General features: G+C 69.1%; 21 protein-coding genes and 3 tRNA genes. 18 read left to right on the top strand and 6 right to left on the bottom strand.

What is annotated here, in order from left to right; translation table 11 throughout:
- Together IH68_RS0108200 and IH68_RS0108195 are read right to left on the bottom strand one after the other, a co-directional pair.
- A complete protein-coding gene (locus tag IH68_RS0108200; protein ID WP_030930631.1) occupies positions 1–657 on the bottom strand; it encodes an NAD(P)H-binding protein in 657 nt (218 codons plus the stop codon).
- A gap of 457 nt (positions 658–1,114) precedes the next feature.
- On the bottom strand, positions 1,115–2,422 hold the full coding sequence (locus IH68_RS0108195; protein WP_030930628.1) for an amidohydrolase family protein: 1,308 nt from the start codon (positions 2,420–2,422) through the stop codon (positions 1,115–1,117).
- A 267-nt stretch (positions 2,423–2,689) separates the two neighbouring features.
- Between IH68_RS0108195 and IH68_RS0108190 the strand changes: the two genes are divergently transcribed.
- The 5 genes from IH68_RS0108190 to IH68_RS0108170 all read left to right on the top strand — a co-directional run bounded on the left by IH68_RS0108190 (position 2,690) and on the right by IH68_RS0108170 (position 4,222).
- Positions 2,690–2,762 (top strand) — tRNA-Thr (locus tag IH68_RS0108190).
- Between the two features lie 46 nt (positions 2,763–2,808).
- Positions 2,809–2,881: transfer RNA gene (locus IH68_RS0108185), tRNA-Met, on the top strand.
- Between the two features lie 89 nt (positions 2,882–2,970).
- Positions 2,971–3,135: a 50S ribosomal protein L33 gene (rpmG, locus tag IH68_RS0108180; protein WP_003948671.1), complete on the top strand. Its 165-nt coding sequence runs from the start codon at positions 2,971–2,973 to the stop codon at positions 3,133–3,135.
- Between the two features lie 197 nt (positions 3,136–3,332).
- On the top strand, positions 3,333–3,785 hold the full coding sequence (locus IH68_RS0108175) for a MaoC family dehydratase N-terminal domain-containing protein (RefSeq protein ID WP_030930624.1): 453 nt from the start codon (positions 3,333–3,335) through the stop codon (positions 3,783–3,785).
- Positions 3,786–3,793: 8 nt separating this feature from the next.
- Complete coding sequence (locus IH68_RS0108170; protein WP_030930622.1) at positions 3,794–4,222, top strand: MaoC family dehydratase; 429 nt, start codon at positions 3,794–3,796, stop codon at positions 4,220–4,222.
- A 60-nt stretch (positions 4,223–4,282) separates the two neighbouring features.
- Here IH68_RS0108170 and IH68_RS0108165 read toward each other — a convergent pair whose 3' ends face one another.
- The gene (locus tag IH68_RS0108165; protein ID WP_030930619.1) at positions 4,283–4,774 is read right to left on the bottom strand and encodes a hypothetical protein; all 492 of its coding nucleotides are present in this window, start codon (positions 4,772–4,774) and stop codon (positions 4,283–4,285) included.
- Positions 4,775–4,862: 88 nt separating this feature from the next.
- Between IH68_RS0108165 and IH68_RS0108160 the strand changes: the two genes are divergently transcribed.
- The 3 genes from IH68_RS0108160 to IH68_RS0108150 all read left to right on the top strand — a co-directional run bounded on the left by IH68_RS0108160 (position 4,863) and on the right by IH68_RS0108150 (position 8,575).
- The gene (locus IH68_RS0108160) at positions 4,863–5,432 is read left to right on the top strand and encodes a TetR/AcrR family transcriptional regulator (RefSeq protein WP_030930616.1); all 570 of its coding nucleotides are present in this window, start codon (positions 4,863–4,865) and stop codon (positions 5,430–5,432) included.
- Positions 5,433–5,556: 124 nt separating this feature from the next.
- Positions 5,557–6,999 (top strand): DHA2 family efflux MFS transporter permease subunit, encoded by a 1,443-nt coding sequence (locus IH68_RS0108155; protein ID WP_051833265.1) that lies wholly within the window; start codon positions 5,557–5,559, stop codon positions 6,997–6,999.
- A 475-nt stretch (positions 7,000–7,474) separates the two neighbouring features.
- Positions 7,475–8,575 carry a UDP-N-acetylmuramate dehydrogenase gene (locus tag IH68_RS0108150; protein WP_267883720.1) on the top strand — a complete coding sequence of 367 codons (1,101 nt, stop codon included), beginning with the start codon at positions 7,475–7,477 and terminating at the stop codon, positions 8,573–8,575.
- Positions 8,576–8,616: 41 nt separating this feature from the next.
- Here the strand turns inward: IH68_RS0108150 and IH68_RS0108145 are convergent, their stop codons facing one another.
- Positions 8,617–9,249, bottom strand: coding sequence for an NAD(P)-dependent oxidoreductase (locus IH68_RS0108145; protein ID WP_030930607.1), 633 nt, complete (start codon positions 9,247–9,249; stop codon positions 8,617–8,619).
- A 103-nt stretch (positions 9,250–9,352) separates the two neighbouring features.
- Here IH68_RS0108145 and IH68_RS0108140 point away from each other — a divergent pair, with 103 nt between their 5' ends.
- The gene (locus tag IH68_RS0108140) at positions 9,353–9,949 is read left to right on the top strand and encodes a TetR/AcrR family transcriptional regulator (protein WP_030930604.1); all 597 of its coding nucleotides are present in this window, start codon (positions 9,353–9,355) and stop codon (positions 9,947–9,949) included.
- Between the two features lies 1 nt (position 9,950).
- On the opposite strand, the gene IH68_RS0108135 is transcribed toward IH68_RS0108140, so the two are convergent.
- Together IH68_RS0108135 and IH68_RS0108130 are read right to left on the bottom strand one after the other, a co-directional pair.
- Positions 9,951–10,979, bottom strand: coding sequence for an adenosine deaminase (locus tag IH68_RS0108135; RefSeq protein ID WP_030930587.1), 1,029 nt, complete (start codon positions 10,977–10,979; stop codon positions 9,951–9,953).
- 120 nt (positions 10,980–11,099) lie between these two features.
- Positions 11,100–12,326 (bottom strand): pyridoxal phosphate-dependent aminotransferase, encoded by a 1,227-nt coding sequence (locus IH68_RS0108130; RefSeq protein ID WP_030930584.1) that lies wholly within the window; start codon positions 12,324–12,326, stop codon positions 11,100–11,102.
- Between the two features lie 283 nt (positions 12,327–12,609).
- Between IH68_RS0108130 and IH68_RS0108125 the strand changes: the two genes are divergently transcribed.
- The 9 genes from IH68_RS0108125 to rplL all read left to right on the top strand — a co-directional run bounded on the left by IH68_RS0108125 (position 12,610) and on the right by rplL (position 18,808).
- A tRNA-Trp gene (locus tag IH68_RS0108125) sits at positions 12,610–12,682 on the top strand.
- Positions 12,683–12,790: 108 nt separating this feature from the next.
- Positions 12,791–13,078, top strand: a complete 288-nt coding sequence (gene secE, locus IH68_RS0108120) for a preprotein translocase subunit SecE (RefSeq protein ID WP_030930581.1) — start codon at positions 12,791–12,793, stop codon at positions 13,076–13,078.
- An 80-nt stretch (positions 13,079–13,158) separates the two neighbouring features.
- Complete coding sequence (nusG, locus tag IH68_RS0108115; RefSeq protein WP_030930578.1) at positions 13,159–14,013, top strand: transcription termination/antitermination protein NusG; 855 nt, start codon at positions 13,159–13,161, stop codon at positions 14,011–14,013.
- Between the two features lie 168 nt (positions 14,014–14,181).
- Positions 14,182–14,616 (top strand): 50S ribosomal protein L11, encoded by a 435-nt coding sequence (gene rplK / locus IH68_RS0108110; RefSeq protein ID WP_003998857.1) that lies wholly within the window; start codon positions 14,182–14,184, stop codon positions 14,614–14,616.
- A 107-nt stretch (positions 14,617–14,723) separates the two neighbouring features.
- Complete coding sequence (rplA, locus tag IH68_RS0108105) at positions 14,724–15,449, top strand: 50S ribosomal protein L1 (protein ID WP_030930575.1); 726 nt, start codon at positions 14,724–14,726, stop codon at positions 15,447–15,449.
- Between the two features lie 141 nt (positions 15,450–15,590).
- On the top strand, positions 15,591–16,523 hold the full coding sequence (locus tag IH68_RS0108100) for a hypothetical protein (protein WP_030930573.1): 933 nt from the start codon (positions 15,591–15,593) through the stop codon (positions 16,521–16,523).
- A 110-nt stretch (positions 16,524–16,633) separates the two neighbouring features.
- A complete protein-coding gene (locus tag IH68_RS0108095) occupies positions 16,634–17,491 on the top strand; it encodes a hypothetical protein (protein ID WP_030930569.1) in 858 nt (285 codons plus the stop codon).
- A 279-nt stretch (positions 17,492–17,770) separates the two neighbouring features.
- Positions 17,771–18,301, top strand: coding sequence for a 50S ribosomal protein L10 (rplJ, locus tag IH68_RS0108090; RefSeq protein WP_016434607.1), 531 nt, complete (start codon positions 17,771–17,773; stop codon positions 18,299–18,301).
- A 123-nt stretch (positions 18,302–18,424) separates the two neighbouring features.
- Entirely contained in the window at positions 18,425–18,808 is a 384-nt protein-coding gene (gene rplL / locus IH68_RS0108085) for a 50S ribosomal protein L7/L12 (RefSeq protein ID WP_093499670.1), read from the top strand.
- Positions 18,809–19,397: the final 589 nt, after the last annotated feature.

Below are 19,397 nucleotides of genomic sequence, written 5' to 3'. Positions count from 1 at the left end.
TCAGTTCCCGGCCACCGACTTCACCGCGACCGACACCGGCGCCGATCCGCCGACCAGTTCCAGGGTCAGTCCGGCCGTCGCCGGGGTCTCCACCAACTCCGCCAGTACGGCTGCCACGTCGTCGCGGGGGACGGCGCCGCGGCCCGTGTGCGCCTCCAGTCGTACGAGGCCGGTACCGGCGTCGTTCGTCAGCATCCCGGGGCGCAGAATCGTCGCGTCCAGGGCGTCCTGCCGCAGCACGTAGGCGTCGGCCTCGCCCTTTGCGCGCAGATACACGTCGAAGATGTCGTCCCCCTGGTGCGCGGGATCGGCACCCATGGACGAGACGACCACGTGTCGTCGTACGCCCGCCCGAACCGCCGCGTCCGCGAACAGGATCGCCGCTCCCTTGTCCACCGTGTCCTTGCGGGCCGCCCCGCTGCCCGGACCCGCACCGGCCGCGAACACCGCCGCGTCGGCGCCCTGCAGATGCGCCGCGGCCTCCTCGACCGAGGCCGACTCCAGATCGAGCAGAACCGGTTCGGCACCGGCCTCCCGCAGGTCGTTGCCCTGCTCGGCGTGACGGATGATCCCCGCAACCTCGTCTCCGCGCGCAGCGAGCAGCCGCTCCAGCCGCAGCGCGATCTGACCATGACCACCAGCGATGACAATGCGCATGTTTCCGACCGTACGCCCGGACGGCCGCGTCCGCCGCACGACTTGAGCCACGCCTCAGGGTGCGCATGCCAAGCGCACACCTGGAGGGCGCGCGCTGGGCGCGTAAGTCCCGACCATGCGCTCCCAGCGCGCGCCGTCGATGCGCCCGCCGCCCGCTCGCTCCTTGCTCAAGAACTCGGAGCGGGCTCTACTCGCACGCGTTTCCGTCGTCCGAACCGACGGCATGGCTCCGCATCGGTGCGCGAGCGGGGCGGAGTACGACGCGCGAGGTCGCGGGTGCACACGCCCAGCGTGCGCGCCCCGCGCACAACTCCACATCGGCCACCCCTAACGCCTACACGCGCCCCAACACGCCCCGCAATCCGCACCAACACTCACCACGCCCACCGGGACTCCCCAGCGCCCCGCACCCCACAACGCGCACCCCTGCCCCCGCCCGCACTCCCACCGCCACCCCTCACGACAACTCGCCCCGCCCCTGCCGAGGCAACCCCAGCTCCGCCGCCGCGGCCGAGTTGCAGTACTCCCGTACCGCGCTCGTCCGCGCCACCACCCGCCCCCGATGCACCACGATGCGGCTGTACGCCAACGACAACGCCCCCGCCAGCCGATCGCCTCGCAGGGCCAGCAACTCGGCCGGGAAACCCGCCTCCACACGCACCTCGGGCAACCCCATGACCGACCGCGCCGAGGAACTCACCGCGTCGTACGAGTCCTCGGGCCGCAACCCGTACCGGGAGGACAGCAGATAGGCCGCCTCCAAGGGGTCCCCGCGTCCCACCGGGTTCGACATGTCGCGCAGGGCACCGCTGCCCGCGGCCAGCCGTACGCCCGCCGCCCGCAGCAGCCGTACCGGAGCCGTGTCACGCCGGTCGGTGCCGCCGCAGCCGCCCTGAGGCAGGCACACCACCGTCACTCCGGCAGCCGCGAGCTGGTCGGCGGTGCGCCGCGCCGTCTCGGCGGGCAGACGGCCGAGGCCGCCGCACGGTCCGAGCGTCACCCCGGGACGCAGCCCCCCTGCCATCGCGACGATGCGGGCGAGGCGGGCCGGATCGGCGGCGTCGGTGTGCAGGTCGACAGGGCAGCCGTGTTCGGAGGCGACCTCGAGGACCGCCTCCACGTACCCGGTCGGATCCGGATCCAGGTCCGGACAGCCGCCCACCACGGAAGCGCCCATCTTCAGGGCGTCCCGCAGCATCGCCAGCCCGTCCGCCCCGGCCACACCGGTCAGCATGCGAGGCATCGCCACCGCCGTCAGTTCCGTCAGCCCGCGCAGCGAACGCCGCGCCTGGAGTACGGCGCCCAGCGCGCCCAGCCCCTGGACGTCGCCCACGCGCACGTGCGCCCGCAGCGCGGTCGCGCCGTGCCCCAGCTGCAACAGCGCCGCCTCGGTGGCCCGGCGCTGGACGTCCTGGGGCTCGTACGAGGCCGGTCCGTCGTCCTCGGCGGACAGTGCAGTGTCCCCGTGCGTGTGCGGTTCGGCCGGGGCGGGCAGCAGCAGATAGCCGCTGAGATCCACGCGCATGCCGCAGTCCCGCGCTCCGCCGGCAGCCAGGCTTCCGGCCGTGCCGACCGCCTCGATGCGCCCGCCGCTCAGCCGTACGTCCACGGTCCGTCCGTCGGTCAGCCGGGCCCCGCACAGCAGCAGAGCGGCCGGATCGCCCACTCGTCCCGATGAACCCGGAGACCCCGAGGAGCCCGATGAGGAGGACGAGCCCGACGAGGAGGACGACGAGTGGGGTGGCTGCGGCTGGCTGTCGGGCATCGCACTCCAGGGGCTCGGGGGCTGCGCAGGGGAACGCAAGATCACGCAGAGTGAGTCGAGCCTAGGGTGGCGATCCGCTCGTGTCGGGGAGGAGCGCAATAGTCGTACCGGCGTGGTCCGCCGTATCGGAGCGGCCTCAGTTGCTCGTGGGAGAGCCGGGAAACGGGCCCGGGCAGGGGCCCGGACCGCCTGTGGAGCAGGCCGGGACGGGGGCCGCGAAACGGATTTGGGTGAACGGCGGCCGAGCGTGTAATGTCTTCATCGCTCGCCCCAATAGCTCAGTCGGCAGAGCGTCTCCATGGTAAGGAGAAGGTCTACGGTTCGATTCCGTATTGGGGCTCTGGTGTGTGAGGTTCCCGTCGCAAGGCGGGAACGGATCGCATCACAGCGGTGTAGCTCAGTCGGTAGAGCAAGCGGCTCATAATCGCTGTGTCACCGGTTCAAGTCCGGTCACCGCTACTGACAGTAGCCGATTGTGGGGTCGGTCCTTCGATCGGCTACTCTTCTATGCGTTAAACCGTCCTATCCGTTCGTCAAGGAGCACTCACGTGGCTGCCACCGACGTCCGCCCGAAGATCACGCTGGCCTGCGTGGAGTGCAAGGAGCGGAACTACATCACCAAGAAGAACCGGCGTAACAACCCGGACCGTCTTGAGATGAAGAAGCACTGCCCGCGTTGCAACGCGCACACCGCGCACCGCGAAACGCGATAAATCAGGCTCGTACGCGAGGCCGCCCCCACTAACCGGGGGGCGGCCTCGTGTCGTTTCAGCCCCGGTTACCGGCCGGTTCCGGCCGACTACAGGGCGCTCGACGCAGATATCCCGGGCGGGTATCCGCAGACATCAGCAGTCAGCAGTCAGTAGTCAGTAGTCAGCAGTCAGCAGGCAGACACAGGAGGTGCCGGGCCATGGCGCTCGACCAGTCCTTCGTGGGGCGGAGCTACCCGCCCACCGAGCCCTACGAGGTGGGCCGGGAGAAGATCCGTGAGTTCGCCGAGGCGGTGGGGGACCCCAACCCCGCGTACACGGACCCGGAGGCCGCCAAGGCGCTCGGCCACCCCGACATCGTCGCGCCGCCGACCTTCGTCTTCGCGATCACCTTCAAGGCGGCCGGACAGGTCGTCCAGGACCCCCAGCTCGGCCTGGACTACAGCCGGGTCGTCCACGGCGACCAGAAGTTCTCCTACGTCCGCCCCGTCCGCGTCGGCGACCGCCTCACCGTCACCTCCACCATCGAGGCGATCAAGTCGATGGCGGGCAACGACATCCTGGACATTCGCGGCGAGGTCCACGACGAGGCAGGCGAGCACGTCGTGACCGCCTGGACGAAGCTCGTCGCGCGCGCGGCCGAGGAGGCGTGAGCAAGAACATGACGGCGAAGATCGCATACGACGACGTCGAGGTCGGCACCGAACTGCCCGCCCGGACCTTTCCCGTGACCCGCGCCACGCTCGTCCGGTACGCCGGCGCCTCCGGGGACTTCAACCCCATCCACTGGAACGAGAAGTTCGCCAAGGAGGTGGGCCTCCCGGACGTCATCGCACACGGCATGTTCACCATGGCCGAGGCGATCCGGGTGGTCACCGACTGGACCGGCGACCCGGGCGCGGTCGTCGAGTACGGCGTCCGCTTCACCAAGCCCGTCGTCGTCCCGAACGACGACCAGGGCGCCCTCATCGAGGTCAGCGCCAAGGTGGCCGCCAAGCTCGACGACAACACGGTCCGCGTGGACCTCACGGCGACCAGCGCCGGGCAGAAGGTGCTGGGGATGTCGCGAGCGGTCGTACGCCTGGCCTGAGGGGCACGACTGACGTGGTGTAAGGGGCGTTCTCCATTGCGGGGCGCCCCTTACAACGTCTCAGCCGCCGTCGGTGCCCAAGGCGGGTGTCGTGTCGTCGAGTGCGGCGCGGGCGGCAGCGGTGAAGGCGCTGATCCGTTCGGAGACCTTGGTCACCTCGACCGCGTGCCGTTCCACGAACTTCACGTTGTGGTCGAATGAACTCTCCGCCGAGTCGCGCCACGCGAGCAGCGTTGTCCGCGTCGAGTGCAGCCCGGTCTTGACGCCGTGGGCCGGCTGTTCCACCGCCTCGGGGCCTTCGACGGCGAGCGCGGCCCAGGCCGCATGCGCCGCCGTCAGGCTGTCGTGGGCGGCCAGGAGCCGACGGTCCGCCTCGGTGGCATCGACGTCACCGATCAGCGCTCGGGCGGCCTGTTTCAGCGCGTTGCCCGCCTCGTGCGCGGGCGCGAGGAAGGCGCTGCAGGCGTCGCGCCGGGCCTGTCTGCGCCACTGGGCATGGTCGATTCCGGCCTGGGCCCGTATCTGCAACAGGGCCGCGATTCCCTGATCCACGAGGCGATTGTGCCGTGTCCGCCGGCCCCGGGAGGCCTGTCGCCCGCACCCCTTGACGTAGTTAGTGATTGAGTACTAACTTACTCGCATGGCCAGGATGAGCGCAGAAGAGAGGCGCGAGAGCGTCATTCGTGCGGCGACCACGGAGTTCGCCCGCGGCGGCTACTACGGCACCTCCACCGAGGCGATCGCCAAGCGGGTCGGCGTCTCGCAGCCGTATCTCTTCCGGCTCTTCCCGGGCAAGAAGGCACTCTTCCTCGCGGTGGCGCAGCGGTGCATGGAGGACACCATCCGCACCTTCGAGGAGGCCGCCAAGGGGCTGGAGGGTGAAGAGGCCCTGCGCGCCATGGCGAACGCGTACACCAAGGTCATCGCGGAGCAGCCCGAGCGGCTGCTGATGCAGATGCAGATGTACGTCAGTGTGGCCGCCGCCGAGCAGGCGGGCGACCGCGAGCTCGGCGAGGCGGTGCGCAACGGGTGGATGGGGCTGTGGGACACGGTCCATCTGCCGCTGGGTGCCGACATCGACGGGACGACGACGTTCATGGCGTACGGGATGCTCATCAACTGCCTGGTGGCCATGGGTTTTCCTCCCGAGCATCGAGTCTGGGAGGGGCTGTATCCAGAGGCACGGCTGGAAGGCCGTCTGGAGAAGTAGCCCACGTGTTCCAGGCAGTCCACGGGGAAGGCGCCGCAACCGCCTTTTCATGCCCGCCGAAGTTAGTCATCAATAACTAACCAAACAGAGCCACCGAAGCGACTGATCACCCTCTGGGGGAGCGATGTCACAGCAGACTGCACGTCGCGGGGGAGCCGTCTGGGCCCTCGTCATCACCAGCGTCGCCGGATTCATGGCGGCCCTCGACAACCTCGTGGTCACCACCGCCCTGCCCTCCATCCGCAAGGACCTGGGCGGAGCCCTGGGGGACCTGGAATGGACTGTCAGCGCCTACACCCTCACCTTCGCAGTCCTCCTGATGTTCGGCGCGGCACTCGGTGACCGCTTCGGTCGCCGCCGGCTCTTCCTCGTCGGCCTCACGGTCTTCACCGGCGCCTCCGCGGCCGCGGCCATGGCGACCGGCATCAACTCCCTGATCGCCGCCCGTGCGGTCCAGGGCGTAGGCGCCGCGATCATGATGCCTTTGACCCTCACCCTCCTCACGGCCGCCGTACCCGCCGCCAAGCGCGGGATGGCCTACGGCATCTGGGGTGCCGTCAACGGCCTCGCCGTGGCCTCCGGCCCGCTGATCGGCGGCAGCCTCACCGAGCACGTCTCCTGGCACTGGATCTTCTGGCTGAACGTCCCGCTGGGCCTCGCCCTGCTCCCGCTGGCCCGCCTGCGCCTCGCCGAGTCGTACGGCACCGGCGCCCCGCTCGACGTCCCCGGCACCCTGCTCGCCAGCGGCGGCCTCTTCGGGATCGTCTACGGCCTGGTCCGCGGCCCCGCCGACGGCTGGACCGCTTCCCTGGTCCTGACCGGCCTGTTCGCCGGAACCGCACTCCTCATCGGATTCGTCGGCTACAGCCTGCGAGCCAAGAACCCCATGCTGCCGATGCGGCTGTTCCGCTCCCGTGCTTTCTCCGGCATCAACGCCGCGAGCCTGCTGATGTTCCTCGGGATGTTCGGCTCGATCTTCCTGCTCAGCCAGTTCATGCAGGGCGTCCTCGGCTACTCGCCCACCGAGGCGGGCCTGCGCATGCTGCCCTGGACCGGCATGCCGATGATCGCCGCACCGATCGCCGGCATCCTGTCCGACCGCATCGGCGGCCGCCCCGTCGTCGCCACCGGCCTCTTCCTGCAGGCCGTCGGCCTCGGCTGGATGGCCTCCGTGGTGGCGCCCGGCGTCTCCTACGCCGCCCAGCTGCCCGCCCTGATCATCAGCGGCATCGGCATGGGGCTGTACTTCGCCCCGGCCGCCAACCTGGTGATGTCCAGCGTCGGTCTCAAGGAGCAGGGCATCGCCTCCGGCGCCAACAACGCGCTGCGTGAGGTGGGCGGCGCGCTCGGCATCGCGATCATGTCGTCGATCTTCTCGGCGCAGGGCGGCTACGAGTCCGGACAGGCCTTCGTCGACGGCCTCAAGCCCGCGCTGGTGACGGGCTCGGTGGTCGTCGCGGTCGCCGCGGGGGCGGCACTGCTGATCCCGAGGCGGGGCGCCCTGCGGACAGCGCCGTCGACGTCGAAGGACGACGTGACTCCCACGCTGGAGCCGGTCGCAGGCTGACCCCCGCAACGCCCATGGCCCCGTCCGAAAGGGCGGGGCCATTTGGGTGCACCCGGGTGCCGAACCGGGGCGGGGGTAACTTCGCTCACCCCGCGCCGGCGGGTTGCCGCTGCGCCCACCCGTGCCGCCCCAGCGACACGACTGCCCGCAGCTATGCGAGCACCGCGGCCCGCAGGCTGGGTCGGAAAGAGGAGAGGTACGCACCCGCAGTCGCGTACGGCGGAAAGGGGACGTGGCGGGGGTGTCCGCCCGCAGCGGCGGGCGTCAGCCCCGAGTTCTGCAAAACCAGCAGCACCGCCCGACCGAGGACGGACACCCCCGCCACGTCCCCGACCCACCCACCGCACCGCAGGCGCTACCCGCACCCCCACCGAAGCCGCACAGGCGCCACAGGCATCCGCACCCCCACCGAAGCCGCACAGGCGCCGCAGGCATCCGCACCCGAGCCCACTGAAGCCGCACAGGCGCCGCAGGCATCCGCACCCGAGCCCCCACTCACCCGTCTCGTACCCTTGAGCCCGTGCAGGAACGACACGACGCCCCCCTCGCCCCGCTGACCACCTTCCGGCTGGGCGGCCCCGCGACCCGCCTGATCACCGCCACCACCGACGCCGAGGTGATCTCAGCCGTCCGCGAGGCCGACGACACCGGCACCCCGCTCCTGCTGATCGGCGGCGGCTCGAACCTGGTCATCGGCGACAAGGGCTTCGCCGGCACCGCCCTCGTCATCGCCACCAAGGGCTTCGACCTGGACGGCACCCGCCTGGAGCTCGCCGCCGGCGAGGTGTGGACCGACGCCGTCGCCCGCACCGTCGAGGCCGGACTCGCCGGCATCGAGTGCCTGGCCGGCATCCCCGGCTCGGCCGGCGCGACCCCCATCCAGAACGTGGGCGCGTACGGCCAGGAGGTCTCCTCGACCATCACCGAGGTGGTCGCCTACGACCGCCACACCCGCGAAACGGTCACCGTCCCGAACGCCGACTGCGCCTTCTCGTACCGCCACAGCCGCTTCAAGGCCGACCCCGAGCGCTACGTCGTCCTGCGCGTCCGCTTCGAACTGGAGGACGCGAACGGCCTCTCCGGCCCCGTCAAGTACGCGGAGACGGCCCGCGCCCTCGGCGTAGAGCCCGGCGACCGCGTCCCACTCGCAGCCGCCCGCGAGACCGTCCTCAAGCTGCGCTCCGGCAAGGGCATGGTCCTGGACCCCGAGGACCACGACACCTGGTCGGCCGGTTCCTTCTTCACCAACCCGATCCTCACCGACGCCCAGTTCGCCGCGTTCCACGCGCGCGTGCAGGAACGGCTCGGCGACGGCGTGGAGCCCCCCGCCTACCCGGCAGGGGAGGGCCACACCAAGACCTCCGCGGCCTGGCTGATCGACAAGGCGGGCTTCACCAAGGGCTACGGCACCGGCCCCGCCCGCATCTCCACCAAGCACACCCTCGCCCTCACCAACCGGGGCGAGGCCACCACGGAAGACCTACTCGCACTCGCCCGCGAGGTCGTCGCCGGAGTCCACGAGTCCTTCGGGATCACGCTGGTCAACGAACCGGTGACGGTCGGGGTCAGCCTTTAGGGACCCGCGCAGGGAACTGCGGGCGGCCCGTACAGGCCGCCTCAGTACGCCACGCCCACCCCCTGCTTCACCGTCCCCGGATCGCCGACCATGGCCAGCATCGCGTGCGCCACATCCGCGCGCCCGATGAAGCGCCCCTTCGCCGGGAAGCCGCCGACCACCGACCGGTACGCGCCCGTGACCGGCTTGTTCTGCAGCCGCGGCGGCCGTACGACCGTCCAGTCCGTGGTGCTGCCGGCCAACTCGGCCTCCATGGCGCTCAGATCGGCGTAGACGTCCTTGAGCAGCGCCGAGACGATGCCGCGCGTCGTGCGGTCGAACGGCCCGTCCTCCTCGGGCGGCGGGCCGACCGGCGCCGCGCTCACCACAAGCAGCCGCCGCACCCCCTCCGCCTCCATGGCGCCCAACACGGTGCGCGTGAGCCGGGCCGCGACCCCCGCCTCCTTGCGGCTGCGCGCACCGAGCCCCGACAGGACCACGTCCCGGCCGGCCACCGCGGGGCGCACGGCCTCAGGGGCGGACAGGTCGTCCCGGAACACCTCCAGGCGGTCGCCCGTCACGGACAGCCGCGCGGGATCCCGTACGACCGCAGTGACCTCGTGCCCAGCGTCCAGGGCCTGGCGGACGACTTCCCGGCCTATGCCGCCGGTGGCGCCGAAAACGGTGAGTTTCATGGGTGCTCCCATGCTCGTAGATGGTGGGTGAGTACTCACTCACCCCTCCTCCTACTAGAGTGAGTAAGCACTCACCCACTCGTCAAGCCCGATTGGACGACACATGGAAACGAAGCCGGCCCGGGTCCGCATCCTCGATGCCGCTCACGAGCTGATGCTCACCGTCGGGCTGGCCCGCGCCACCACCAAGGAGATCGCCAGGGCGGCCGGCTGCTCCGAGGCCGCGCTCTACAAGTACTTCGCCGGCAAGGAAGAGCTGTTCATCTGCGTCCTCACGGAGCGGCTGCCCCAGTTGACGCCGTTGCTGCACAGCCTGGCCGCCGAGCCCGGACAGAGCACGCTGGAGGAGAACCTCACCGAGATCGCCCGCCAGGCCGCCCTCTTCTACGAGCAGAGCTTCCCGATCGCCGCGTCCCTGTATGCCGAGACCCAGCTCAAGCGGCGGCACGACGACGTGATGCGGCAGATGGGAAGGGGCCCGCACATGCCGATCCAGGGCGTGGACACGTACCTGCGGGCCGAACAGGAACTCGGCCGGGTCAGCCTCGATGCGGACACCTTCGCAGCCGCGTCGCTGCTGCTGGGCGCCTGTGCACAGCGGGCCTTCGCCTATGACGCGACACGAGAGGCGGTACGGCCGCCGGTGGACGATTTCGCCCAGCGGCTGGCGCGAACCCTGCTGACCGGCATCGCCGACTGACCTAGGCCAGCCAGTCGTCCACCCCGGCCAGCAGCTTCGTCTTCACAACCTCCGGCGCCGCCGAAGCCCGCACCGACTGGCGGGCCAGTTCCGCCAACTCCTCGTCCGTGAACGCGTGGTGGCGCCGGGCGATGTCGTACTGGGCGGCAAGACGGGAGCCGAACAGGAGCGGGTCGTCGGCGCCCAGGGCCATCGCGACCCCGGCGTCGTACAGCGTCCGCAGCGGGACGTCCTCGGGCTTCTCGTACACGCCCAGGGCCACGTTCGAAGCGGGGCAGACCTCACACGTCACCCCCCGCTCCGCGAGCCGCTTCAGCAGCCGGGGGTCCTCCGCGGCCCGCACCCCGTGCCCGATCCGGTTCGCGTCCAGGTCGTCGAGACAGTCCCGTACCGACGAAGGCCCCGTCAGCTCGCCGCCGTGCGGCGCCGACAGCAGTCCGCCCTCGCGGGCGATCGCGAACGCCCGGTCGAAGTCCCTCGCCATGCCCCGGCGTTCGTCGTTCGACAGACCGAAGCCGACCACTCCCCGGTCGGCATACCGCACGGCCAGCCGGGCCAGCGTGCGCGCGTCCAGGGGATGCTTCATGCGGTTCGCGGCGACCAGGACCCGCATGCCCAGGCCGGTCTCCCGCCTCGTCGTGTCCACCGCGTCCAGGATGATCTCCAGCGCCGGGATCAGACCGCCCAGACGAGGCGCGTACGAGGTCGGGTCGACCTGGATCTCCAGCCACCCCGAGCCGTCCTTCAGATCCTCCTCGGCGGCCTCCCGCACCAGACGCTGGATGTCCTCGGGCTCCCTGAGGCACGAGCGCGCGGCGTCGTACAGCCGCTGGAAGCGGAACCACCCCCGCTCGTCCGTCGCCCGCAGCCTCGGCGGCTCCCCGCTGGTCAGTGCCTCGGTCAGGGCTTCGGGCAGTCGCACACCGTACTTGTCGGCCAGCTCCAGCACGGTGGTGGGCCGCATCGACCCGGTGAAGTGCAGATGGAGATGGGCCTTCGGCAGCTCAGAGACATCACGTACACGCTCCATTCCAGGATCCTGCCGTACGTCACTGCCGTCCCGGTAGCGGATTCCCCGTTAGTGGTCTTGCTCGCACGAAGAAACGGGCCGCCTCCCCGAAGGGAAACGGCCCGCACGCGTGCGTGGACGTCAGTCCTGCGCCTCCGCCAGCAGCTTCTGGATCCGGCTGACACCCTCGACGAGATCCTCGTCACCCAGTGCGTACGACAGCCGCAGGTAGCCCGGCGTACCGAAGGCCTCGCCGGGGACGACCGCGACCTCGGCCTCCTCCAGGATCAGCGCGGCCAGCTCGACCGAGTCCTGCGGGCGCTTGCCGCGGATCTCCTTGCCGAGCAGGCCCTTGACCGACGGGTACGCGTAGAAGGCGCCCTCGGGCTCGGGGCAGACCACGCCGTCGATCTCGTTGAGCATCCGCACGATGGTCTTGCGGCGGCGGTCGAAGGCCTCCCGCATCTTCGCGACGGCGTCCAGGTCACCGGAGACGGCGGCCAGGGCGGCGACCTGTGCGACGTTCGACACGTTCGACGTGGCGTGCGACTGCAGGTTGGTCGCGGCCTTGACCACGTCCTTCGGGCCGATGACCCAGCCCACGCGCCAGCCCGTCATCGCATAGGTCTTCGCGACACCGTTGACCACGACGCACTTGTCGCGCAGCTCGGGCAGCAGCGCGGGCAGGGACACGGAGACCGCGTCGCCGTACACCAGGTGCTCGTAGATCTCGTCGGTCAGCACCCACAGGCCGTGCTCGACGGCCCAGCGGCCGATCGCCTCGGTCTCGGCCTCGGAGTACACCGCGCCGGTCGGGTTGGACGGCGACACGAACAGAACGACCTTGGTCTTCTCCGTGCGGGCGGCCTCCAGCTGCTCGACCGAGACGCGGTAACCGGTGGTCTCGTCCGCGACGACCTCCACCGGGACACCGCCGGCCAGGCGGATCGACTCCGGGTACGTCGTCCAGTACGGGGCCGGGACGATGACCTCGTCGCCCGGGTCGAGGATCGCGGCGAACGCCTCGTAGATGGCCTGCTTGCCGCCATTGGTGACGAGGACCTGCGAGACGTCGGGCTCCCAGCCGGAGTCGCGCAGCGTCTTCGCGGCGATCGCGGCCTTCAGCTCGGGCAGACCGCCGGCCGGGGTGTACCGGTGGTACTTCGGGTTCTTGCAGGCCTCGATGGCGGCCTCGACGATGTAGTCCGGGGTCGGGAAGTCGGGCTCACCGGCGCCGAAGCCGATCACCGGACGCCCGGCGGCCTTGAGGGCCTTGGCCTTGGCGTCCACGGCGAGGGTGGCGGACTCGGAGATCGCGCCGACTCGGGCGGAGACCCGGCGCTCGGTGGGAGGGGTTGCAGCGCTCATGGGGCCCATCGTTTCAGACCGGAAACGCCCCCGGCACGCGGGTTTCACAGACTGAACATGTGTGGGTCGAGCACTGAACACCTGTCCGGAATCAGCCGGTGGCCTGGGTGATCTTCCATCGGTTTTCCGGCGATCTTCCTCCGCCAAGGCCCCTACGGGCGCTTTCTGTTCGACGATGCGCTCCGGACCACGTACACTCTCACCTCGTTGGCCATCAGCTGCCGCGCCGCAGACGGTGCACACCGAGCACCCGGTCGGATGCGGTACGTTGGGGGACACACAAAGGGTCGTAGCTCAATTGGTAGAGCACCGGTCTCCAAAACCGGCGGTTGGGGGTTCAAGTCCCTCCGGCCCTGCTACACACACCTTCGCCAGGATGTGTGCGCATGTACGTACAGCAATGCAACGCCGTGCGGCTCAGACCGGGCGCGGCACGGCCACGACCCGGGAACAGGTGAGGACGAATGGCGGACGCCGTGGGCTCCATCGACACGCCTGATGCCCAGGATGAGGCGCAGGAGTCGAAGAAGAAGGCCCGCAAGGGCGGCAAGCGGGCCAAGAAGGGTCCGTTCAAGAGGCTTGCCCTCTTCTACCGCCAGGTCGTCGCCGAACTCCGCAAGGTCGTCTGGCCGACGCGTAACCAGCTGACGTCGTACACCACCGTGGTGATCTTCTTCGTCGCCGTCATGATCGCCCTGGTGACCGTGATTGACTATGGGCTCAACCACGCGGCCAAGTACGTCTTCGGCTGAGCCGAGAGCGAAGGGCGCCGAGGTACCCGGCGCCCCTTTCGCATGTTCCACCCCCATGTATCCAGGAAGAAGCAGCCACCGTGTCTGACACGAACCTGAACGACGACGCCATCGAGCCGGACGAGTCCGTGGATGACGAGCTCGACATCGTCGAGGGCGCGGACGAGCAGGACGAGTTCGAGGCTGCCGAGGCCGAGGCGGGGGAGCCGGCCGAGGAGGCCGCCCTGCAGGTCGTGGACGAGGACGAGACCGCCGAGGACGAGTCCGCCGCCGACGAGTCCGCCGAGGAAGAGATCGCGGAGGAGGAGTCCGAGCCGGTCGACCCGGTCGAGGCCCTCCGCGAGGAGCTGCGCTCCCTGCCCGGCGAGTGGTACGTCATCCACACCTACGCCGGTTACGAGAACCGCGTGAAGACCAACCTGGAGCAGCGCGCCGTCTCGCTGAATGTCGAGGACTACATCTTCCAGGCCGAGGTGCCGCAGGAAGAGGTCGTCCAGATCAAGAACGGCGACCGCAAGACGATCAAGCAGAACAAGCTCCCGGGCTACGTCCTGGTCCGCATGGACCTGACGAACGAGTCCTGGGGTGTGGTCCGCAACACTCCCGGCGTCACCGGCTTCGTGGGCAACGCCTACGACCCGTACCCCCTGACCCTGGACGAGATCGTCAAGATGCTCGCCCCGGAGGCCGAGGAGAAGGCCGCCCGCGAGGCCGCCGAGGCCGAGGGCAAGCCTGCCCCGCAGCGCAAGGTCGAGGTCCAGGTGCTGGACTTCGAGGTCGGCGACTCGGTCACCGTCACCGACGGCCCGTTCGCCACACTGCAGGCGACCATCAACGAGATCAACCCCGACTCGAAGAAGGTCAAGGGTCTGGTGGAGATCTTCGGCCGCGAGACGCCGGTCGAGCTTTCGTTCGACCAGATCCAGAAGAACTAGCAGCTTCTGGACGCACCGCTTCCGCGCAGGTCAGGCGGGCTCTCGTAGCCGGTCTGACCTGCTCGGTTTTTAGCCGCGCATCTATACCCGTTATCGTTGTGCGGTATGCCTTCATCCGGGACGCGACCCGGGCGGAGGCACGCCTCAATCGAAAGGACCCGGAGAGCAATGCCTCCCAAGAAGAAGAAGGTCACGGGGCTCATCAAGCTCCAGATCCAGGCCGGCGCCGCAAACCCGGCCCCGCCGGTCGGCCCCGCGCTGGGTCAGCACGGTGTCAACATCATGGAGTTCTGCAAGGCGTACAACGCCGCGACCGAGTCGCAGCGTGGCTGGGTGATCCCGGTGGAGATCACGGTCTACGAGGACCGCTCCTTCACCTTCATCACCAAGACGCCGCCGGCCGCCAAGATGATCCTCAAGGCCGCGGGCATCGAGAAGGGCTCCGGCGAGCCGCACAAGACCAAGGTCGCCAAGATCACCGAGGCGCAGGTCCGCGAGATCGCCCAGACCAAGCTCCCCGACCTCAACGCCAACGACCTGGACGCCGCCGCGAAGATCATCGCCGGTACCGCGCGTTCCATGGGCGTCACGGTCGAGGGCTGAGCCCAACTCCCGCAAGAAGCCACGCGGCGGTAGCCGCACATTGAGATCAGTGTGGCAGGGCCTGCTCGGCCCGGACCACGACTCCTCAGACACACACAGGAGCAGTAGTGAGCAAGCGCAGCAAGTCTCTCCGCGCTGCGGACGCCAAGATCGACCGGGAGAAGCTCTACGCCCCGCTCGAGGCCGTCCGTCTCGCCAAGGAGACCTCCACGACCAAGTTCGACGGCACCGTCGAGGTCGCCTTCCGTCTGGGTGTCGACCCGCGCAAGGCCGACCAGATGGTCCGTGGCACCGTGAACCTTCCGCACGGCACCGGTAAGACCGCCCGGGTCCTGGTCTTCGCGACCGGTGACCGTGCTGCAGCCGCGGAGGCCGCGGGCGCCGACATCGTCGGCTCCGACGAACTGATCGACGAGGTCTCGAAGGGCCGCCTGGACTTCGACGCCGTCGTCGCCACCCCGGACCTCATGGGTAAGGTCGGCCGCCTCGGCCGTGTGCTCGGTCCCCGTGGTCTCATGCCGAACCCCAAGACCGGCACCGTGACCCCGGACGTGGCGAAGGCCGTCAACGACATCAAGGGCGGCAAGATCGAGTTCCGCGTCGACAAGCACTCGAACCTGCACTTCATCATCGGCAAGGTGTCCTTCGACGACACCAAGCTGGTGGAGAACTACGCGGCGGCGCTGGAGGAGATCCTCCGTCTGAAGCCGTCCGCCGCCAAGGGTCGCTACATCAAGAAGGCCGCGATCAGCACCACGATCGGCCCCGGCATTCCGGTCGACTCCAACCGCACCCGCAACCTCCTCGTCGAGGAGGACCCGGCCGCCGTCTGATCCTGACGGCAGTCGCGCGTACGCGTTTTTTCAGACGAGCCCCGCAACCCCAGTGGTGCGGGGCTCGTCCCTTTCCCCGGACGGGTGTCAGTGGCCTGCGTTAGCGTGCGGGTACAGCAATCGCTCAGGGGTGGGGGACCGATGAAGAGCACGACCGTGCGCCGGGTGAGCCTTTCGATCGCAGCGGTGACCGCGCTGTCGGGCGTGGCCGCCTGCAGCTCCTCGGCCCCATCCGGCAAGGGCGACAGGGACTCCGGCAAGGGCGCGACGCACCTCAGCCCCATAGCGGCCCTGCGCACCGCCGAGAAGTCCACCGACGGCGCCGACTCCGCCAGGGTCGAGTCCACGACCACCATGGGCCCGCTGATGTCCATGAAGGGCGACGGCACCCTGGGCTGGGCGGACGGCCTCACCGGCACCCTGACCATCACGTACACCGGCGGCACCATGGCGGACACCATGCGCCTACTCGGCACGACGTCGATGGAGGCCCGCTATCTGCCCGACGCCTACTACGCGAAGATGGGCGACAAGTTCGCCGAGCAGGCGGGCGGCAAGCACTGGATCCGGTACGGCTACGCCGACCTCGCCGACCTCGGCGGCAGCTCCGGGGCGTACCTCAAGGACCAGATGCAGAACACGACCCCCAACCAGTCGGTGAAGCTGCTGCTGGCTTCCGGGGACGTCAAGAAGGCCGGCACCGAGAAGGTGCGGGGCGTGAACACCACGCACTACTCGGGCACGGTGGACGTCGCCGACCTCGCCCGCAAGAACTCCAACCTCACCGCGAGCCAGCTCGCCGGCCTGAAGAAGCAGCTCACCCAGGCCGGCGTCGGCACGGAGTCCGTCGACATCTGGGTCAACGACCAGAACCTCCTGGTCAAGAAGGTCGAGAAGGGCCGCATGGCGGCCGGTGAGTACACCCAGACCGCGTACTACAGCGACTACGGCGTGAAGGTCTCCGCCCCCAAGCCCCCGGCGAGCGACACCGAGGACTTCAGGCAGCTGCTGAAGAAGCAGGGCATGACGCCGGGCAGCAGCGACACCGCGAGCGGGTCCGGCACGAGCTCCTGAGGCGGGCGGGGCTGCCGGTGTCCGGGGGAATACGGAAGACTCCTGCAGCCTCCTGAGGTTAGGCTCGCCTCCTTACTGTGTATCGGCCATGCATTCCTTGGGGGGAATCAATGGGGACTTCTGTACGTGTTTCAGCGCGCCGTAAAGCGACGGGCGCCGGGCTCGCCGCGCTGCTGCTCGCGGGGGGAGCAGTCGGCTGTCAGAAGAGCGACTCCGCCGAGTCGCCCGCGATGACTCCGGCGGCGGCCGTCGCCAAGGCGGCGAAGAACAGCGAGGACATCAAGTCCGCGCACTACCGGATGACGGGCCAGGTCCCGGGGGCGGGCCGGATTTCCGCCGAGGCGGCGGTGAGCATCAAGCCGCTGGCCATGAGCATGAAAATGACGGCCCAGAACCAGGCAACCAAGGGCCCGGTCGAGATCCGCCTCGTCGGCAAGGTCATGTACATAGGCGGGAACGCCTCGATGGCCAAGGAGATGGACGGCAAGAGCTGGATCAAGCTCGACATGTCCGCGCTCGGCGGCGGCAAGGGGCTGAACGCGGACCAGCTGGGCGCCGGCCAGGCCGACCAGAACCCGGCCGCCAACTCCACCTTCCTCACCGGCTCCAAGAACGTGAAGAAGGTCGGCACCGAGACCGTCGACGGCGTGAAGACCACCCACTACGAGGGCAAGGTCACCGTCGCGGACCTCAAGGCCTCGCTCAAGGACAAGAACAAGACCGTACGGCAGCAGCGCGAGAAGGCTCTGGAGCAGTACGAGAAGCTGGGCGTCGACGCGTTCACCATGGACGCGTGGATCGACGGCGACGACCACACCAAGCGGTTCCGGATGCGTGGCGAGGCCGACAAGGGTCCGCTCGACCTGACGATCACCTTCCTCGACATCAACCAGCCGGTGAAGGTCACGGCCCCGCCGGCCAAGGACACCGCCGACCTCGCCGAGATGATGAAGGGCGCCCAGAGCTGAGCCGTAGGACCGGATTTGCTTGACAGCGATCCGGTCGCGTACCCTCCTGGAGAAGCCAAAGACCGCTGGTCGTTGCCGTGCGCTCCTGGAGGGTGCGGTGGCCGAAGGATCCGCTGAACCGCGGACGACCCGCGCAGGTGACTGTGGAAGAGCTCCCGGAGTCCGCTGCTGACGCTGCGAATGCCGGTCGAGCTACGCCCCGTGCGCCTGCGCCGGGGCGTTTCGTTTATCACAGCCCCTTCCGAGCGGTCGTCATCACCCGGAAGGAGGCCGACGCTCATGGCAAGGCCCGACAAGGCTGCCGCGGTAGCCGAGCTGACGGAGCAGTTCCGTAGCTCGAACGCCGCCGTGCTGACCGAGTACCGGGGTCTCACCGTGGCGCAGCTCAAGACGCTGCGTCGTTCGCTCGGTGAGAACGCCCAGTACGCCGTGGTGAAGAACACGCTGACCAAGATTGCGGCCAACGAGGCCGGGATCTCGACGCTCGACGACCTGTTCAACGGTCCGACGGCGGTCGCCTTCGTCACCGGTGACCCGGTGGAGTCGGCGAAGGGTCTTCGTGACTTCGCCAAGGACAACCCGAACCTCGTCATCAAGGGCGGTGTCCTTGACGGCAAGGCGCTGTCCGCCGACGAGATCAAGAAGCTTGCGGACCTCGAGTCCCGCGAGGTTCTGCTCGCCAAGCTGGCGGGCGCTCTGAAGGGCAAGCAGACGCAGGCTGCTCAGGTCTTCCAGGCGCTCCCGTCGAAGCTCGTCCGCACCGTGGACGCGCTTCGTGCCAAGCAGGACGAGCAGGGCGGTGCCGAGTAATTCGGCTCGCATCATGACCGCCGCCTGAGGCAGTCCGCCTGAGGCAGCGGTCGTAGCGGGCCGAACGTACGCCCGCCATACATGTACATCCCGGCACCAGCCGAAATTAGTGGAAGGAAAGCCATCGTGGCTCTCACCCAGGACGAACTGCTCGCCGAGTTCGAGGGCATGACCCTCATCCAGCTCTCCGAGTTCGTGAAGGCGTTCGAGGAGAAGTTCGACGTCACCGCCGCCGCCGCGGTTGCCGTCGCGGGCCCGGCCGGTCCGGCCGCCGCCGCCCCGGTCGAGGAGGAGAAGGACGAGTTCGACGTCATCCTCACCGGCGCCGGCGACAAGAAGATCCAGGTCATCAAGGTCGTGCGTGAGCTGACCTCCCTGGGTCTGAAGGAGGCCAAGGACCTCGTGGACGGCGCCCCGAAGCCCGTTCTCGAGAAGGTCGCCAAGGACGCCGCCGAGAAGGCCGCCGAGTCCCTCAAGGGCGCCGGCGCCTCCGTCGAGGTCAAGTGACCCCACGGAGTCCCGCGGGGCTCCCTTGCTAGCTGATACGGCTCCTCACAGAGGGCTGTAACGCTGACGCACCGAAGAGCGATCATCCATCCGGGTGGTCGCTCTTCGGCGTTCCTGAGCGTCGGGTGGTGGCTGCCTTGCACCGTCGGGTGCGCGGAGTATGGTGATCTTCGTCGTGCCTCCAAGCGCCCCAGGTGGTATGTGGTTTGGGCCATGGGGGCCTTGACGAACTGCACGCAGCGCGCAATTCTCAGGACGCGTCGTCACAAGGATCCGAATCCGAGGCATGGATCGACGACGAAGAGGGCAGTATCAACGTGCATTGAGGGCGTGGGCTTGCCGCAGGTGTTGAGAACAACGAGGGTCTCCGAAAACCGGGGCTGGACATCAGTGTGCCAAGTGGCTACACTGACCCTTTGCGCTGCCTGTTAGCTGTCCCCTGCCCGTCACCAGGGGCATGCCCTCGCTTGAGCACCGACGATCAGAAGTCCCTGACCTGGCCTTTCGGCCAAATCGGGGAGTCCTGTCTCTGTGTGCGGGAGAGGGACCGGTACGCGCGTAGTGAGTCCGAGCCCTCGGAAGGACCCCC

It is taken from the genome of Streptomyces sp. NRRL S-646 (assembly GCF_000720765.1).
Classification (GTDB): Bacteria; Actinomycetota; Actinomycetes; order Streptomycetales; family Streptomycetaceae; genus Streptomyces.
This window is presented reverse-complemented; position numbering and strand designations above follow the sequence as displayed.

Excerpts from the sequence above, each read along its gene's own strand:
- IH68_RS0108100 (WP_030930573.1), top strand. The coding sequence starts at position 15,591 with ATGAAGAGCACGACCGTGCGCCGGGTGAGCCTTTCGATCGCAGCGGTG.
- rplJ (WP_016434607.1), top strand. The coding sequence starts at position 17,771 with ATGGCAAGGCCCGACAAGGCTGCCGCGGTAGCCGAGCTGACGGAGCAG.
- IH68_RS0108140 (WP_030930604.1), top strand. The coding sequence starts at position 9,353 with ATGGAAACGAAGCCGGCCCGGGTCCGCATCCTCGATGCCGCTCACGAG.
- IH68_RS0108160 (WP_030930616.1), top strand. The coding sequence starts at position 4,863 with ATGGCCAGGATGAGCGCAGAAGAGAGGCGCGAGAGCGTCATTCGTGCG.
- IH68_RS0108135 (WP_030930587.1), bottom strand. The coding sequence starts at position 10,979 with ATGGAGCGTGTACGTGATGTCTCTGAGCTGCCGAAGGCCCATCTCCAT.
- IH68_RS0108095 (WP_030930569.1), top strand. The coding sequence starts at position 16,634 with ATGGGGACTTCTGTACGTGTTTCAGCGCGCCGTAAAGCGACGGGCGCC.
- IH68_RS0108175 (WP_030930624.1), top strand. The coding sequence starts at position 3,333 with ATGGCGCTCGACCAGTCCTTCGTGGGGCGGAGCTACCCGCCCACCGAG.
- IH68_RS0108145 (WP_030930607.1), bottom strand. The coding sequence starts at position 9,249 with ATGAAACTCACCGTTTTCGGCGCCACCGGCGGCATAGGCCGGGAAGTC.
- secE (WP_030930581.1), top strand. The coding sequence starts at position 12,791 with ATGGCGGACGCCGTGGGCTCCATCGACACGCCTGATGCCCAGGATGAG.
- IH68_RS0108195 (WP_030930628.1), bottom strand. The coding sequence starts at position 2,422 with ATGCCCGACAGCCAGCCGCAGCCACCCCACTCGTCGTCCTCCTCGTCG.
- IH68_RS0108200 (WP_030930631.1), bottom strand. The coding sequence starts at position 657 with ATGCGCATTGTCATCGCTGGTGGTCATGGTCAGATCGCGCTGCGGCTG.
- IH68_RS0108155 (WP_051833265.1), top strand. The coding sequence starts at position 5,557 with ATGTCACAGCAGACTGCACGTCGCGGGGGAGCCGTCTGGGCCCTCGTC.
- rplK (WP_003998857.1), top strand. The coding sequence starts at position 14,182 with ATGCCTCCCAAGAAGAAGAAGGTCACGGGGCTCATCAAGCTCCAGATC.
- IH68_RS0108170 (WP_030930622.1), top strand. The coding sequence starts at position 3,794 with ATGACGGCGAAGATCGCATACGACGACGTCGAGGTCGGCACCGAACTG.
- IH68_RS0108130 (WP_030930584.1), bottom strand. The coding sequence starts at position 12,326 with ATGAGCGCTGCAACCCCTCCCACCGAGCGCCGGGTCTCCGCCCGAGTC.